Annotated in this window: 12 protein-coding genes; 8 read left to right on the top strand and 4 right to left on the bottom strand. The window is 53.4% G+C overall.

Features of this window, described 5'->3' with window-relative positions:
* Positions 1–924 precede the first annotated feature (924 nt).
* From EZM41_RS09115 to cls, 3 genes are all read left to right on the top strand, one after another.
* Positions 925–2,325 carry an MATE family efflux transporter gene (locus EZM41_RS09115; protein ID WP_342449280.1) on the top strand — a complete coding sequence of 467 codons (1,401 nt, stop codon included), beginning with the start codon at positions 925–927 and terminating at the stop codon, positions 2,323–2,325.
* 263 nt (positions 2,326–2,588) lie between these two features.
* Positions 2,589–3,431 carry an endonuclease/exonuclease/phosphatase family protein gene (locus EZM41_RS09110; protein ID WP_342449279.1) on the top strand — a complete coding sequence of 281 codons (843 nt, stop codon included), beginning with the start codon at positions 2,589–2,591 and terminating at the stop codon, positions 3,429–3,431.
* A gap of 21 nt (positions 3,432–3,452) precedes the next feature.
* Positions 3,453–4,913, top strand: coding sequence for a cardiolipin synthase (gene cls / locus EZM41_RS09105; protein WP_198470793.1), 1,461 nt, complete (start codon positions 3,453–3,455; stop codon positions 4,911–4,913).
* On the opposite strand, the gene EZM41_RS09100 is transcribed toward cls, so the two are convergent.
* Positions 4,910–5,938 (bottom strand): 3'-5' exoribonuclease YhaM family protein, encoded by a 1,029-nt coding sequence (locus tag EZM41_RS09100; RefSeq protein WP_446697831.1) that lies wholly within the window; start codon positions 5,936–5,938, stop codon positions 4,910–4,912. The genes cls and EZM41_RS09100 overlap by 4 nt on opposite strands.
* Before the next feature lie 212 nt (positions 5,939–6,150).
* On the opposite strand from EZM41_RS09100, the gene EZM41_RS09095 reads away from it, so the two are divergent.
* Genes EZM41_RS09095 through EZM41_RS09085 form a run of 3 tightly spaced genes read left to right on the top strand, consistent with a single transcriptional unit; the run spans position 6,151 to position 9,945 of the window.
* Entirely contained in the window at positions 6,151–7,170 is a 1,020-nt protein-coding gene (locus tag EZM41_RS09095) for an ABC transporter substrate-binding protein (protein ID WP_198470791.1), read from the top strand.
* Positions 7,142–8,830: an ABC transporter permease gene (locus tag EZM41_RS09090; RefSeq protein WP_198470790.1), complete on the top strand. Its 1,689-nt coding sequence runs from the start codon at positions 7,142–7,144 to the stop codon at positions 8,828–8,830. Before EZM41_RS09095 ends, EZM41_RS09090 begins: the two co-directional genes overlap by 29 nt.
* A 2-nt stretch (positions 8,831–8,832) precedes the next feature.
* The gene (locus EZM41_RS09085) at positions 8,833–9,945 is read left to right on the top strand and encodes an ABC transporter ATP-binding protein (RefSeq protein ID WP_198470789.1); all 1,113 of its coding nucleotides are present in this window, start codon (positions 8,833–8,835) and stop codon (positions 9,943–9,945) included.
* 30 nt (positions 9,946–9,975) lie between these two features.
* Here the strand turns inward: EZM41_RS09085 and EZM41_RS09080 are convergent, their stop codons facing one another.
* Complete coding sequence (locus EZM41_RS09080) at positions 9,976–10,533, bottom strand: flavodoxin family protein (RefSeq protein WP_198470788.1); 558 nt, start codon at positions 10,531–10,533, stop codon at positions 9,976–9,978.
* A 72-nt stretch (positions 10,534–10,605) separates the two neighbouring features.
* On the bottom strand, positions 10,606–11,874 hold the full coding sequence (locus EZM41_RS09075; protein WP_198470787.1) for a four-carbon acid sugar kinase family protein: 1,269 nt from the start codon (positions 11,872–11,874) through the stop codon (positions 10,606–10,608).
* A 217-nt stretch (positions 11,875–12,091) separates the two neighbouring features.
* On the opposite strand from EZM41_RS09075, the gene EZM41_RS09070 reads away from it, so the two are divergent.
* Entirely contained in the window at positions 12,092–13,252 is a 1,161-nt protein-coding gene (locus EZM41_RS09070; protein WP_198470786.1) for an ATP-binding protein, read from the top strand.
* A gap of 2 nt (positions 13,253–13,254) precedes the next feature.
* Here the strand turns inward: EZM41_RS09070 and larA are convergent, their stop codons facing one another.
* Positions 13,255–14,523, bottom strand: a complete 1,269-nt coding sequence (gene larA / locus EZM41_RS09065; RefSeq protein ID WP_198470785.1) for a nickel-dependent lactate racemase — start codon at positions 14,521–14,523, stop codon at positions 13,255–13,257.
* A 300-nt stretch (positions 14,524–14,823) separates the two neighbouring features.
* Between larA and EZM41_RS09060 the strand changes: the two genes are divergently transcribed.
* Positions 14,824–16,986 carry a methyl-accepting chemotaxis protein gene (locus EZM41_RS09060; RefSeq protein ID WP_198470784.1) on the top strand — a complete coding sequence of 721 codons (2,163 nt, stop codon included), beginning with the start codon at positions 14,824–14,826 and terminating at the stop codon, positions 16,984–16,986.
* The last annotated feature ends 58 nt before the right edge of the window (positions 16,987–17,044 follow it).

Genomic DNA, 17,044 nt, shown 5'->3' with positions numbered 1-17,044 from the left:
GGGCCTGGCTCTAAGCTGCCCAAGGAACAGATGGTCTTTTGCCTGGGTCCCTTTGGTGTGGCCACAGACTCAACCAAGAGGTAGTTGACGTATTCTTTGCCGTTTTTGCCCTTGTGTACGGTCTTCCTGATATACATGCCATTACCATAACATACAAACCTATATAAGTTATAAGTATAAGTCAACACATATATTTTACACCATTAGTCACTATATTGAGTCAAGCCGATATGGCCCTCAGACGTTGCAAGGCTTTCCTGCCACTAAAGGGGCAAATTTGGCCAAAAATCCGGCCTAAGGTGCGGAAGTTGGGTTAGCTCTACTTTCCTTAGCAGCTCAGTTAAAGCATCTGTAAAAGTTGCTCTGGTTCCCATGAGCAAGAAGTAGTAGACTTATCCATGGCGTATCCCTCCAATGTTGATTTAGATTCTTTTATTTTCCCGATCAACAGAGATACGCCGCTTTTTCTTTTAATTCCATACACCAGAAATGAGCATAACTCAAACTTATATGAACTTTACCACTTATCATAAGTTTCCAATTATTATTGACAAGGCTACAAGAGTGATCATAAGCGAACGTTCTCAGAAACAAAAGAAAGCGTAATAAATACATCTGGGGATATAAAAGAGCATATCAAACATCGTAAAAATGTGATTAATCGTAAATGACGTGCGCGATCCCGAATTTTACGCTCGTCTCGGACTCGCGTATTACCTCTCCTTTTTCGTCGAGCAGCTGCACTTTAAGCGGCCTGTCGAGGGGCCTTTCTGAATATACGTAAACAACCTACTTGCATGCCGTCGTATAATAAATATCTCAGGCTTCCTGCGTGACGCTTCCCTTTTTACAGGAGATTTGGGACTTGACCAGATCCGAGCTTTAAGTCTTATAGTGCGGAACGCGCACGGTGGAGGAATGGTTGTGGCAATTCGCTTGTCGAGCAACGTCGATATGGGTAACGACAAAGTATCATCGGTGCTTTGGCGCTTAGCTATCCCGTCCATAATAACGATGGTAGGGCACACGATATTTCACATAGTCGACACCTTGTTCATATCGTGGCTCGGCACTGTGCCGCTTGCCGCCGTGTCGCTTACCATGCCGGTTGTCATCGTGGAATATGCCCTTTTAGGTGGATGCGCTGTAGGGGTGACGGCCCTCACTGGCAAAGCGCTCGGCATGAAGAAAATCAACCGCGCCAGGGTTTTGTCGAGTGCAGCGCTATCCCTCATGATCTCCTTGTCCCTGTTGTCGATCGTCTTCCTGTCGGCAAATTTCAGGACATGGTTTTTCCACCATCTGGGCGCCACCACGGCGACGCTCCCTTTGATAAGCGATTACCTTTTCTGGCAAATATGGAGCTTTCCGATCGCCGCATGCTCGATGCTCTTAGACGCCACTTACAGAAGCCAAGGCGAAGCCTTGATCCCGATGTATAGCCTGATCATCGGGAACGCCCTCAACCTCGCCTTAGACCCAATTTTAATGTTCTCCCTCGACATGGGGGTCGCCGGCGCGTCGATAGCCACACTCATAGGGAGGCTTTGTACTCTTTCCTTTTCGTGGATCAACTTAAATAGGCGCAGCAAGATCTTCCCTCGTATAGCCATAAACAGGAACACTCCGCTGATCTGGCGCCGCCTCTTAGCGCTGGGACTGCCGCTTTCGATATCCCAGATAAGCTTTTCCGTAGGAGCTGCAGTTTTGAACAAGCTCCTATCGAAGTATGGCGAGGCTGCTATCAGCGGTTGGATGTTAGGGAACAGGATTGAAGACCTCGCCTTCTTGATAGTGTTTGGCTTCAGCTCTGCGCTGATACCGTTCGTGGCCTATAACTTAGGACAGCAAAAACACGACAGGATCAGATCCGGCTTCATCTTTTCCGCCAAATGGGCAAGCCTGCTGATGACGGGCGTTGGGGTTGCGCTTTTCGCTGCGCCATGGGCCTTTTTAGCGATATTCAAACCGGAAGATACGACGCTCGCCTATGCCTCGGCTTCCATCCGCGCTTCCACCACGGCATATCCTCTTATCGCACTCACGGTAATCATCGGAGCGGTATTTCAAGGCGCCGGGCACACCATCTACAATCTCATCGTGCAACTGACGAGAAACATGTTGATGCGCATACCGATGGCCATCATTCTCAACATCTATTTCGGCATAAAGGGAATATGGTGGTGCCAACCCCTATCGGCCATCACCGGATTCGCAATCTCACTATTTTTGTTCAACGGGCTGCTTAAAGAGTGGAACGTATCTATATTCTCTAATAAGCCCAAACTTGCGGCAAACGACGAGCTGGGTTGTCAGGGAAAATAATGTGAGAGGTGAGACGTGGGGGAGTGAAAGTGAATGTGAATGTGAATGTGAAAGTGAATGTGAGAGTGAGTGTAAGACGTAATATGCGATGAGCGATGTGTGAAAAAGATGTGAAATTCAAGAGGTAAGACGAAGAAAGCTAACAAAGACCGGCAAACACAAAAAATAAAGATGTGACTCCAACGATGTTCGAATGACATGGTATAATTTGCCGATAATATGAACGAGCCTTGTCGTTAAAGCTAAAGGGGCAAGGGCAAGGGGTGGCAAAACACACGGACTATAAAAATAAAAGCACAAAAAGTAAAGACCTGACCCCAATGCGGTTGGTGCTTTATAACGTAAGGTATGGCACCGGAACGGGATGGGATTATCATCTGCCTTTCCCCTTTTGGGGTTGCTTCAGGAAGACCGAAGACAGGTTCTGGGAGATTTCCGACTTCATAGCGAAGCTAAACCCCGACATAGTGGGGTTGGTAGAGTCAGACGGCGGGTCTTATAGGCAAAATGGGGCAAGCCAGCCGGCCATCGTGGCATCGCGAATCGGAGGCCTTCCCGTTTTCGCCTGCAAATATCACGGGAATTCCTTCATCGCAAAAGCCCCGGTCTTGAGATTTCAAGGCAATGCGGTGGTGACAAAAGTGCCTCCCGTCACCTACAGAAGGCGTTACCTAAGCCGCGGCATGAAAAGGGCGGTGCTCGAGATAGAATACTCGGATTTCGTGCTCTTCCTCGTTCATTTGTCCTTGGGACCGGGCGCGCGCAAAGCACAGCTTGAAGAGCTGAAGGACAGGTGCGCCAAAATCGAAAAACCTATTATTTTAGCAGGGGACGGAAACACCTTCGGCGGTGCAAGGGAACTGGCACCTTTGATGGAAGCAGCTAACTTGAAGAACGCAAATGCCGCCGACATGCCGACATTTCCCAGCAGCTACCCGAGCTTCGCGCTGGATTTTGTACTTTACAGCCCCGGTATCGAGATGCAAAACTTCTTCGTGCCGAGGGTGAGTTTCTCAGATCACCTCCCCCTGGTGTGCGATTTTTCAGTGCAAAAAGCGGAGCTGCTGAGTGATGCCATATATGCTACCGGTAGCATAGCAGTTTAATAAAAAGCGGAAGTAGGCGGCATGAACCTCACGGTAATAATTCTCGGTTTATACAACATGACCTCCTTCATCATTCGGGTGTTCATGTTGTGTTATGTGCCGCTGCGCCATGAGCCGGCCACGGCCATGGCTTGGCTTTTGGCCATCAACATATGGCCTTGGGGCGGGTTGATCCTATATTCGCTCTTTGGATCGACGGGACTGCCGAGGGAAAGGATAGAACGCCGCGAGATGCTGCTCCGAGAGCTGGGGGACAGCATCAAAAACTTGAGAGCCCGCCTCTTCGAAAACCTCCACCATCCCGATTTAGACAACCGCCACATCAGAATAAGTTACCTGGCCAGTAGAATGGTGGACATGGAGCCGATGCCGGGAAACTCCCTGGAACTCATAAACGACACGAAGGCTTTTATAGATAGGCTATGTGCAGACATAGACGGTGCCAAGAATTACGTCAACCTTTTATATTACATATTCTCTTACGACGAGGTCACTGAAAGGCTCTTTCGTTCGCTCGAAAGTGCCGCCGGGCGGGGTGTAGAGTGCCGCATGCTTGTAGATGCAGTGGGCTCCAAGGTTTTTTTAAAAGAGCACGCTCGCATGTTCGAAGAAGCAGGCATCAAGATAGCAAAAGCGCTGCCCATAAAACTTCTGCGGCGGACGCACTCGACCGCCCGCTACGATATACGAAACCACCGGAAGATCGCCGTCATAGACAGCAAAGTCGGTTACGCCGGTTCGCACAACATCATCGAACCTTCTTATAAAAACAAAGCCAAGGGTCTTCATTGGCATGACCTAACTTTGAGGTTAGCAGGTCCTGTCGTGGTCCAGCTTGAGGGCGTTTTTCACGAAGACTGGTACGTCGAAACCCACGAAAAGCCTTCTTTTGACAACGTGGACTATGTCCTGCAGGAGGTCAAGCCTGAGGGCAATTCTATCGTGCAGGTCGTCCCAAGCGGGCCACACAATCCGTATCAAAGTTACCAGAGGCTCATCGTAGCTGCCATACTAACCTCGCAAAGACAAGTCACCATTACTACGCCTTATTTTATACCGGAAAGCGAGACCCTTCATGCATTAGAAACGGCGTCATTAATGGATGTGCGCGTGAGGCTCATAGTGCCCGAAAGAACCGACCAGCTTATCGTCGGAAGCGCTGCCAAGGCTTATTTTACGCCGCTGCTCGACATGGGCGTGGATATATATCTCTATCAAGGCGGCATTATTCATGCCAAAACCGTGACCATCGACGACGACCTCGCCTTCTTGGGCACCAGCAACTTCGACATTCGCTCCTTCGCGCTGAACTTCGAGCTGGATCTCATCCTCTACGGAAGGAATGAAGCCTCTCAAGTCTTGGCCGCTCAGGAAAGATACATAAACAACTCCAGGAAGCTTTGCGCCTCTGACTGGGGGAAACACCCCTTAGTAAAGCGCACTTTTTACGGCATCGCTAAGCTGTTCAGCCCGCTGCTTTAGGATACTTGTGAGGGTTTCTTCCAAAACCTCCGCTGGGCGGGCTTGTGGAAGTCCGAGAGGTCTAAGTCGTCTGTGCCTTCGGCGGAATTCCAACAGAACATGAGAAAATCCAATTCGTCGGCAGCAGATACTATAAGCGCCTCGAGCGTGCTCGGCAGAACGGGCGATCCATATTCACGCTTGCCGTGATGGCTCACCAAGATGTGCCCTATCTCTAACGCCGTCTCTTCGTCGAGCTCATATTCTTTAGCCAGCTTCACGAACATAGCGTAGCCCAGCGGAATATGGTCTATCACTGCGCCTTGGATAGTCATCCCCGGCAACGGATCGGCACAATAAGCGTCGAGTTTGCCTATATCGTGCAAAAGGCCGCCCGCGATCAAAACATTCATGTCGATCTTTAAACCTCGCTCCAAGTAAGACTCGCCGATTGCCTTGGCGCTCTTCGTAACGGCGATGGTGTGCTCGAGCAGGCCGTGCACATAGGCGTGATGGTAGCTGAGCGCCGCCGGGGCATCCTGAAACTGTTCCAAGAAACTTCCGCTGTAAACTTTTGACAAAAAGGACCGCAATGGCTCGTCGCATCCATGAACCAAGGCCCAAAACTCCCTCAACATATCTTCCAACGGGATCGGCGATTTTCTCAGGAAAGATTCCAAGGGGTATTTAAGCGGGTCCAAGATGCAAATCTCTATGAAGTTATATTGCAGCTTGCCCTTGTATTCAGCGACCACGCCCTTTACCCCTACCGGCCGCTTCACGGCGTTCTCGAGAACGCTGGCTTTGTCGGGAGTAAAGGCCTTTTTGCCCCCTTCTCTGAGGTCCCACCACTTGCCGTCGGACCATATCTTGGCATCCAGCATGCCGCTTGCGTCCATTATCGTGACTTCCCAGAACGGCTGCTGGGTTTTCGTGAACCTCTCCCTCGCCATCATGAGGATTCCAGCGGTTACAAAAGGATTTCCCGCCTCTAAATCCTTTATTTCCGCTATTTGAATCGCATTTTTAGCGGCCAAATTGCTCACCCTCTGTCATTCGCAATGCAGCGATCATTTTTAGAATTATAATACACCTAAAGGGCATGTCCAAAAGGGATCTCGCTCTTTTGCATGGCCCTATTTAGGGGACCGTTACGAATTCGTTACCCGACAGTGATGATCTTTTAACGATGGCGGCGCGATCATTGTGGTAAGCTTTCAATTGTCCTAAAAAACATATTGCGTAAGGGGGAAAGTTTATGTATCGCGCAACCGTTAAAGCAACACTCCTTTTGACTCTATCCGTAGCATTGCTGGCCATGCCCGTCCTCGTCGATGGGGCCTTTTCCCAAGAAGCTTTGGGGAGTATAACGCTTTATACTTCACAACCCCAAGACGACGTGAGCAAGCTCATCTCGGGATTTAAAGCCAAGCACCCGAACGTAGAAGTAAAAGTCTTTCGCTCGGGCACAGAGGAAGTGATATCGCGCTTTCTCATGGAGGTGCAGGGCGGAAGTCTCCAGGCGGACGTGCTCTTCGTGGCAGACGCCCCCACGCTCGAGCGCCTCAAGGAGAGAAACCTCTTGGAACCTTACGCCTCGCCCGAAATCGAGGCGATAGATCCGACCTTCGTCGACTCTGACCACACATATACGGGAACGAAGCTCATCGCCACCGGCATAGTTTATAACACGGAGGGAAAGAGACCAGACCCCTCGTGGCGTTTTTTGATTTCGCCAGAGGCGAAGGATAAAGTCGTAATGCCGTCTCCCCTCTATTCCGGAGCCGCGGCCTTCAACCTGAGCGTCCTCACCAGGGAAAGCTTTGCGGGGTGGGAGTTTTACCGAGGGTTGAAGGATAACGGCGTCCAGATCGTCCGCGGCAACGGCGACGTGAAGAAGATGACGGCAAGCGGGGAGAGGCCTTACGGCATGCTGGTCAACTTCGAAGCGCTCAAAGCTAAAAAGGCCGGCTCTCCCGTCGATTTTGTCTACCCGACAGAAGGGCTTCCGGTAATAACCGAGCCGGTGGCTATAGCAAAGGGCGCCAAAAATTTGGAGCTGGCGAAGCGTTTTGTGGACTTCGTCCTCTCGAAGGAGGGGCAGGAGCTAGCCGCAGAGACCGCCTCTTATATGCCGATAAGGCGTGACGTAACGCCACCCGAAGGATATCCGCGCTTTAGCGAAATCAAATTTCTCCAGGGCGATCCGAAGCTTTTATCGCAGGTGCGCGAGGAGGACAAGAGGAAGTTTGCCCAGCTCTTCGGACTCCCCCAATAGCCCAAGCCCCATTCCCATCTCCACGGCTGTGGTCTGCGGCGTGCTTGCCCTCGCCACAGCCTATCCATTGCTCCGCCTGCTCCTCGGAGGTTTTTTCGTCCCGGGAGAAGGGCTTACGCTTGGGCCACTCATGGAGGTAGCCAAAAACCCTTCCACCTGGATGGTGCTCAAAAACACCTTCGTCGTATCGCTGGCCGCTACTGCAATTTCTATCGTCATCGGCACATCGGGAGCACTCCTTGTGGTCAAAAGCGACATCCCTTTTAAAGGCGCCATCACAGCGGCGACGCTCCTTTTCCTCCTTCTCCCGCCCTACGTGCAGGCCCTCGGGTGGTTGCAGCTTTGGGGTCCGGTGGGGTGGTTCAACCGCTTGGCGAGCCTAATAGCCGGCAAAAGGGTAGTGGTTTGGAACGCCTACGGCTTAGACGGCACGATCGCCCTCCTCGGGATTCTGCACTATCCGGTCGTATATCTTTCTACGATGGCGGCGCTGCGAAATATACCGCCAGAGGTCGAGGAGGTCGCTGCGACCTTCGGCTTTAAGCGGTGGAGGATACTTTCGCGGATCACCATCCCTCTGGCGGCGCCCGGTATAGCAGCAGGCGGAGTGTTGGCTTTTGTGGGCTCGCTTGGAAACTTCGGCGTGCCGGCGCTCGTGGCTCTGCCCAGCGGTTTAATTGTCCTTTCAACGTATATATTCCAGCAGGTTGTGGGGTTTACGGAGGTATCCTTCGCCAAGGTGACAATTTTGGCTTCCTTAGGGGCAATCGTCGCAGTGGGGGGGTTATATTTCCAACATCGCTTGATAAGAAAAGCCCATTACCGCACGCCCTCTTCCGCAAAGGAGCCGTATCGATTTGCCATAGGGAGGACGAGGTTCATCTTGTCCGCAACGGTACTTATATTTTTGGGATGCGCAGCCCTCGGCCCGATCGCGGCGCTGATCCTCACGTCGCTTTTGCCGGCCTATGGGGTGAAACTTTCGTTATCGACGGCAACGCTCAAGAACTACGCCTTCGTCCTCTTCGGCTTGAACGAGACATGGAGGGCCACATTCAACAGCCTCGTCCTCGCAGCGGGGGCTGCGGCCGCAACGATCGCCTTGGGGTTTGTCGTGGCTCGGGGCGTGGCACGCAGAAAGGGGATTTTCCTCTGGATTGACAGGGTCGGTTCGATCCCTTATGCCATCCCCGGCACGGTATTCGCCCTGGCGATGATACTCTCTTGGGTGGATCCTTGGCTTCCCTTGCACATCTACGGCACGAGATGGGTTATGCTTCTTGCCTATGTAGCGCGATTCTTTACCATTGCCACGAGGACCCTCGCTGCCGGATTCCTTCAACTCGACCCATCTTACGAGGAGGCGGCGCAAGTTGTGGGCCTTAAGCCTATAAGGAAATTCGTCAGGATAACGCTTCCGCTTCTGCGCTCGCACTGGCAGGCTGCAGTCCTTCTCGTGTTCGTAACCGCGTTGACGGAGCTCACCGTCTCCGGATTGTTGTGGACTTCTGGGAACGAAACGATAGGTGTCACCGTATATAACCTGGAGGCTGCAGGGTATACTACCTACAGCACAGCCTTCAGCGTGCTTGTCACGTTGCTCTTCGGATTTGCATTGTTCCTCTTACGCAGATACGGCACGTCACTTTTCGGGAGGTAAACATGTCCAAACTCGTCATAGAAGGGTTATGCAAGCGCTTCGGAGACGCTATAGCCCTCGAGGAAGTAACGCTTTCCGTGCAGGCAGGAGAGTTCTTCTGTTTTCTGGGTCCGAGCGGCTCAGGGAAAACGACATTCTTGCGTATAATGGCCGGCCTGGAGAGGGCTGACGCCGGCGTCATCGCCCTGGACGGGCGAGTCATAACGAGGGGAACTAAGCACGTGCCGCCAGAGGAGCGCCGAGTGGGATTGGTCTTTCAAACTGGCGCAGTGTGGCCGCACATGACGGTGGAGGAAAACGTCACGCTCCCGCTGGAGCTGCAACAGATGAGCCAAGACGACAGAAAAAGGAAAGCCCGCGAAGCATTGGAGGCAGTGGAGCTCAGAGGCCTGGAAGATAGGAAGCCGAGCCAGCTGTCGGGTGGGCAACTCCAGCGCGTCGCCTTGGCAAGGGCGCTCGTCACAAACCCTGCCGTCATGCTGTTCGACGAACCGCTATCGAGCCTCGATGCGCGCCTCAGAGAAGAGCTGCGCGCAAAACTCAAGCGCTGGCATAGAGATCTCGGTCTCACATCTATATACGTCACCCACGACCAGGCTGAGGCCATGGCGATTGCCTCACGCGTGGCGATACTCAGCGAAGGAACGCTGAAACAGGCGGGGTCACCGGAGGAGGTATATTTAAAGCCGGCGGATACCTTTGTGGCGCGTTTTCTCGGGCAGGCTAACTTCGTAAGCGGCATAGTGGCATCGGGCTCTCGCAACCACGCCACCGTCAAATCCTTCTTCGGCAGCCTGACAGCGCGATGCGAGGGGAGGATCTCTTGCGGTTCCAGCGTCACCGCTGTAGTGAGGCCAGAGGACGTAAAGATTCGCGCTTCTGACGCAAGCGGGGGTTGGAGGATTGCAGATGTGGAGTTCGGCGGCACAATCACGCACTATATTTTGAAGCACGAGCCGACAGGCGAAACGTGGTGCGCCACTGAACTCGGCAGGCCGACATGCTCGTCGGGCTGCGCAGTATCTGTCGATGCGAAAGACGCCTGGATCCTCCCTTCGACTGCGGATGAGGCCATAGAAGAGCGCCTATGGAGCGAGGGCGCAAGCGTCGGTTAAAACTTGAAAACCGCCCTCGCCTCAAAAACCTCAAGCCGAGCGCAAGGCTCGCCCCAACATCTGGGCCTCTTGAACCAAAGACGGCCGCTTCGCCGCCTCGCCCAGCTCATTGAGTCCCGAGGCTACCAGCGTCTTTACCTCGTCAAAACCGACTACGCGGAGCGATTCCTTCATCTGGGCTATATGAGCACTGTATTCTTGCGCATCCTCGTATCCCTGCGAGACCACCAAAGCCGCCCTTTTACCCTTGGGAAGGCTGCTTTTAAAATCGGGCGCTGATCCCAAAAACGCGAAGAGGCGATCCAGCACGACCTTAAACTGTGAGGCCACACCATACATGTAGATAGGGGTGCCGAAAACTACGATATCGGCCTCTTCGATCTCTCGATATAACTCCTGCATGTCGTCTTCCACAACGCAGCGGCCTTTCTCCTTGCAGGCGTAACATCCCTGGCATCCCCTGATCTTCATTTCGTTGGGACGAAGCACCTTCGCTGCGCCATCTACAACGGCGTTCAACACCTCGCGGACCAAGACCTCAGAGTTGCCGTTCCTCCGCGGACTGCAGACGATGCCGATTGCTTTCATATCGCACTGCCTCCTTCAAAATAATCTCTTAAGTGCATAGACTTTATCCAGTGAGGACGAACCGATTTCGCGCTATCGCCGCCCGACCAAAAGCTTCATGCTGCGACAGAGCGTATTTTCGTCGCCGAAAGCCCCCGCCTTCGTTATAACCGGCATGCCGTGGTACGCCCCGCCGAGGAGCGTCGTAAGCGGTATGCCGGGTTCGATCTCGCGCAAAAGCGCCGCCCCCTTGGCGCCCAACCTCCCGAAGACGTGCACGGCTATATCCCCTCCGGTGACGAAAAGCCCGCTCGCGCGCGATTTGCTCAAAACGGAAGAAGCAAGGTCTGCCAGAAACGCCGCTATGCGTTCGCTCACCTCTTCCATCGATATCGCAAGGCTTGCGGCCGCCTCGCGAGAGGCTTCCCACTGCCGCTCTTCCAAGGAGGAGGCTATCGCTACAGATTTGCCCCCTTCAAGCTTTTTCACCGCCTGCGCACACGCTCGCTCGAGTTCCCTTTCTCTCTGAAGGAGCGCCTGCGCTGTGTCCACCGCTACAACCGTAACTAGCCCTTCAGAAGCCGCTTTCCGGAGTTGGCTTCTGCTTGTGGCACTCGCGCTGCCGACGACGGCCAAAGCTGGCCCACCACACCCGCACCGACCGATCGACGAGTGCGCAGCCAGCGCTTCGGCCAATCCCGCAGACCCTACCCACAGCACACGCTCGACATCTACCGCCGATGCGACTCCGTTTATAATGGCAGTGAAGTCGTCGTCTTCTTCCACGTCGAAAGAAAGGCAAAGCCCCCCTCCGGCTGCCGCAAGCACCGCAGGTATTGACCCTTCTCTTACCACCTTTAAGGAGAGGTGGCGCGAAGAGAAACCCCCTGAAGCGAGGAGCTCGCTAAGATCGGACGTGGTTACAGGTTTTCTCGGATCCTTGGCGAGTTCCGTCTGATCCACCGGGACGCCGTGAAGGTAGTGGATGCCGTCTCTGGTTGTGCGGCCGTTTTTTGGGTAAGCCGGAGCGAAGACTATACAAGAGGGATTTAAAAGCTCCTGCAGAGCGGATAGCTCTGATGCGATATTTCCCCGCAAGGTGGAATCCACCTTTTTGTAAAATATGGCCTCGCCCCAGAGGGGAAGAAGTTCAAAGACGGCTTTTTTCACCAACTTGCGCGCTTCATCCGGACTTACGTTGCGCGACTCCGTGTCTACGACCACCACATCATATTCGGCCTCTTCGCGCAACGCCGAAGGATCGAGCAGCGTGGCCGCCGTAAACCCGAGCTTCACGAATTGGATGCCCGTGTCGTTCGCGCCGGTGAGGTCATCCGCTATGACCACAAACCTGCTATCCAAGATTTCTCCTCCTTCACAGGCTCCCTTTTGCAAGGCCTTTTCAAAAATCTATTTTAGCGCCCGTGGGCCAACGCCGTATAGTTTTGTCTCAAAACTGATCATAATCAAAGGCGTACTTCCAAAGGACGAATATGAATAAAATAGCATATTTCGGTTCTGTACGAGAACGAAAATGTGCTAAAATCGTTCTATCATAGAACGGATCGAGGGGATTACAATGATTATAGAAGAACTGCTACAAAAGCTGCAAGTGATTCAAAGCCGCCTCATCCTGAGCCTGCCTCAAACATTGCGCCCGCATTTTGATAAGATAGACCTATCGTCCAGAGGTTTGCTCGTCTTAGGTCCGAGAGGCGTAGGTAAGACCACGCTCGCTTTATCTAAGGCGAGCGGGTCATTATATATCCCTGCCGATCATCCCCTGGTGGTGCCGGTCCCATTGTGGGATTTGGGCGAGGCAGCCTTCGCGGCGGGGTATGATGGCATTATAGTAGATGAGGTTCACTGTATCCGCGAGTGGCCTCGGCATCTGAAGGCCATTTACGACGCCTTCCCTGGCAAGAAAATCTGGGCCACTGATAGCAGTAGCGCAGCACTGGAAGCCAGCGTTTCAGACCTCTCTCGCAGGTTTATCCAGGTGCGGATTCCGCTCCTATCTTTCCGTGAATTCATCGCCTTAAGGTTTGGGCGCACCTTTCTCACTTTAAACCCCTTCAATCCCGATCTCTCTATTCTCCGCGAAGTTGTAAATTCAATAAACCTTCTCGCCGCCTTTGAGGAGTACCTAAACCAAGGTTTGAGGCCCTTTTTCTTAGAGGGACATTACGCTGAAAGGTTGAGAGGCCTCCTTGAGAAGATGCTTTTCGCTGACGTCCCTTATTGGACGCCTCAGGTAACGGAAAATCACCTGCGGCTCATGCAGGCAGTTGTCGGATATCTTGCCACCTCACCCATTCCTGTACTCAATATAGAATCGCTGACGCGCGAATGGGGAGTAGGCAAAGCAAAACTCTACGACCTAATCGAGGTCATGGCACGCATCTGTCTGATTCGAGTAGTGAAGAGGAAGGGCATGGAGACGAAGACACATCTTAAGGGAGCCAAGCTCTTTCTCTACGACCCATCTACCTATCATGCTTTAAACGGAAACGTGGCCAACGTAAGGGAGGCCTTTGCAGCCTGCGCCCTGGAGGAGGCTGGAAGGAAAATATTTGCCTCCGACGACGAGCGGGCCTACGATTTTTGGGTTGATGGCGTTACCATAGAAGTCGGAGGTAGGGGCAAAAGCCGCAAAAAAGCCGACATAGTCGTAAGAGATGGCCTGGATGTCCCTCTGCCTGGAGTAATTCCTTTATGGCTTTTGGGCATGGCCTACTGAACTCACGGTTCTACTATGGTCGCAACGCCGTCGGGCACGACGGTGATCTTAGCCTTCCTGTCCCCCAAAAGCCCTTCCGCCATCGCTAACGCCTCTTCGAGCGAAGGCGCCCACATCATGTTGAGCGCTTCCACCATATCCTTAGGGGCGCTCGTCACCATTATGACAGGATGATGCATGAGAACGCGCGCAAAGATCTGAATCTGCCACTGGTCCGGCTGCGTCTCGTCTCTTCCTCTAAGAAGGATCTCCTCCATGAGGTCGCCGGGGGTGTGCACTCTTTCGAAGGCACGATAAAAGGCCTCGCCACCGTGGCCGTCCCTGCACTCAGCAGCTATGATGATTACGCCGCCCTCTCTGCACGTGGCCTCGGCAGCCGTCATGCCCTTAACTGCCTGGTATATGTTCTGATCCAAAGGATAGCCGCCGTTGCTCGTTATGACGATATCAGCGAAAGATGCCTTCACGCACGACCGATCTCTTACGAAGGCACAGCCCGCCAAGTGCGCCTCGTTCCAGTGGCCGGCGAAGGCATCGCATATCTTCTTCTGCGAATCCAAGGCTACGTTCAAAATGAAGGCCAGGCGTGACGCCTCGGCTGCGTAAAGCATGTCCTCGTGAATCGGGTTCCCCTCGAGGATGCCTGTGCGAGCCTTCGGGTGGGCTATGAATTCGGCACAGTGGTTTGCAAGCACCGACTCATATCCGGCTATGCCTGGCAGGACGCTCTTTCTGCCACCCGAAAAGCCGGCAAAGAAGTGCGGCTCGATGAACCCCTCGGCCACCAAGAGCTCGGCTTCTACGGCAAGCCTGTTTATGGAAAAATCGCCGCCCGACGGAAGGCGCCCCATATAAACCAACGATGCTCCATTGTGGCTATCGTGGACAACTATGTGCTCGCTATCGGCAATTTGGGAGCCGAACTTCGTTCGCATCTCCTCAGTCGTGGGAGCCCTGTGACCCCCTGTGGCTATGAGTATCGTTATTTCCGCACCGGGGCTGCCGCGCCTTATCTCCTCCAAGAGCAGAGGCAGGGTTACGTGGCTCGGAAGAGACCTTGTATGGTCGCTCGTTATCACGACGATGCGGCGCTTGCCTCTAACGAGCTCCCTTAAGAGCGGTGAACCGATCGGGTTTTCAAGGGCATCGAGCACGATTTCCTTCTCGTCGCCGACCGTTCTCTCCGCCGCCGGAGCCAGAACGCCGACCACCCTCTCATCGGGCAGATCGCAAACCAAGTGCGAATCCCCATAGGGAATGCGTATCTCCATAAAATATCCCTCCGCATATTGGCATTAAACGCTTTCCTGCCACGACTTTATTTTAACCCAACCATAATCCGGAAATGCACAATTCTTCAGGACAACCGGAGATGCTGCCAAAAACGATCAAAAATTAGATATATTTCTAACTTAGCTATAAATTAAATAGCGGTCTTGATACAAGAAACGAGTTGGCACAACTTTGATTTTGGCTTAGAATTTTTATAAAAAGTCGACCCAGCACGAGGATGTACCAAAGGTTTTTCAATTTTACATACAAACAAGCTTTCATGAGGGGTGGTAACTAAGATGACTGAATCAAGGACTCGTAGCGGTCTTTCTTTGACGTTTCAGGTGCTGTTGGCCGCGGGGTTGGTGACGGTAGGCATAATAGTCGCCGCGTTTTTGGGAAGTTACATCTCCGCCAAGGACCAATTGGTGGCAGGCGAGGTAGAGCAGGCGGACGGATATGCCGAAAGCTTAAAAAGCGCCCTCGCGGCCCAACTCTCGCTCTTAGAGCGCGCGAACGAGGCGAGCCTTTCTGTCGCCTCGAGCCAGATAGAAAACGGCAGGCTCATGCCGTCTTCTACCAACATGGTTGAAGTGGGCAACTTTAACCTGCCAGTAATATATTTATATCTTTCCGGTGGAGGGCTCACCCAGCTCACCGGCGACAACAGCCTCGTAGACACATGGTCAAAACAGTTTGGAGGGCAGTTCACTGTGTTCCAACTGCACCAAGAAGGGGAAACACGCCACCTGGTGAGGGTTTCAACCACGATAACCGATGCCTCTGGAAACCGCATAGTCGGTACGGCGCTCGAAAAAGAAAGCCCGGCATACAAGGCCCTCCTCGAAGGAGAAGGACATTATGGAGGCATTGTAGACATAGGAGGTATGCCTCACTTCGGGGCCTATAAACTCATCAAGACCGACGAAGCATCAATCGTAGTCTCTTCTAACGTATCCTTAGCTCCTCTCATAGACTACGTCAAGAACACCGAGTTCGGAGAGGAAAGCTCCTCCTTCGTCTTCGACGAAGACGGCACCGTCATAGGACACCCCACGCTCGAATCCGGAAGCTCTCTTTCCTCTGTCATGCCCGCCTTCTGGGAGGCCTTCCAGAAGGAGAAGGCGAACCTGACCGGAGGCAGTATAGTGAACCTCTTTTACGGCTCCGGAAAAGGTCGTGCCATGGCCGCCGTATTCCCCGTGAAGGGGTTAAACTCCTACGTGGCATTGTCCCTCCCAGAGAGTCAGATCGTGGCACCGCTCCTTTCCATGAGGACCAAGATGATGCTATGGGGCCTTCCCTCCCTTGTCATAGGCCTCGCCCTCGTCGCCTTCTTCGTATCGAGGCTGCTTAAGCCGCTGAAGGGTCTGGTTGAAATTGCAAGCCGCATCGCAGCCGGAGACTTAACCGTGAGCGTAAAAGGCGACATGGAAAGCCGCAACGAGATAAAGGCGGTCTTGGGGGCTTTTGAAAAGATCGCAGATTCCTTCAAAGGCCTGGTGAGCAAGTGTAAGGAGCTGGACGACGCACTGGAGGAGCGCTCTCAGGCCATGGAGCAGATAAGCTCTCAGGTAGGGGAGGCCATGGAGGCGAGCCTGCGTGCTGCAAAGGAGATAGTCTCCATGGTAGCCTCCATATCCTCAGCCGCCGAGGAGACGAACGCAGGCGTAGAGGAGGTGTCCTCCGGAGCTCAGAACACCGCCCAGATAACCACGTCTTTGAGCGAAAACGCCAGCGCCGTCACGCAAAGCGTCATAGACGGAGGCAAGGCAGTGGAAGAGACCGTAAACATCATAAACAGGGTAGGGGAGGCAGGGCGCCGCATACGAGAGGCCGTCAAAGCTTTGGAGTCCTCCGTATCGGGGATAAGCGAGTTCGTCACGACCATAGCTGGCATAGCTGACCAGACGAACCTGCTCGCCTTGAACGCCGCTATAGAGGCAGCCAGGGCAGGGGAGGCAGGCAGGGGCTTCGCCGTCGTCGCCGATGAGGTGAGGAAACTCGCAGAGCAGTCGAATCAGGCAGCCTCCAGGGTGAGCCAGGTCATAAGCGAGATATCCGAACGCACGCGCGCAGCCGCTGTCGACACGGAAGAGACAGTGAGGGAGATAGAAAACGCCGTAGCGGCATCTCAGGCCACGAACGCCCAGATACAGAACATCATGGAACAGGTGAAGAAGATAAGCGACGGCATCCAATCCATAGCTGCGGTTGCCGAAGAACAATCGGCAGGGAGCGAAGAGATGGCAGCCTCCATGGACAACATCGTCCGCATGGTAGGTCAGGGACAGGAAGCTGCAGAAGCTGTGGAAAGGTCGGCCAAGGAGGTCGCCTCCCAGTTGGAGGAGTTAGAACGTATACGAGAGGCACAGCTGCGAGTTCTGCGGGAGCTCGACAAGGCCTTGGCCTCCTATAGGATAGTCGCACAGGAGCAAAGAGGGTTGGTGCCGAAGGATTGACTTGACGATAAATCTCGAAGACAAAACGACAGAGTGCACGCCTCACTTAAAAGGCGTG

Source organism: Acetomicrobium sp. S15 = DSM 107314 (assembly GCF_016125955.1).
GTDB classification, from domain to species: Bacteria; Synergistota; Synergistia; order Synergistales; family Thermosynergistaceae; genus Thermosynergistes; species Thermosynergistes pyruvativorans.
This window is presented reverse-complemented; position numbering and strand designations above follow the sequence as displayed.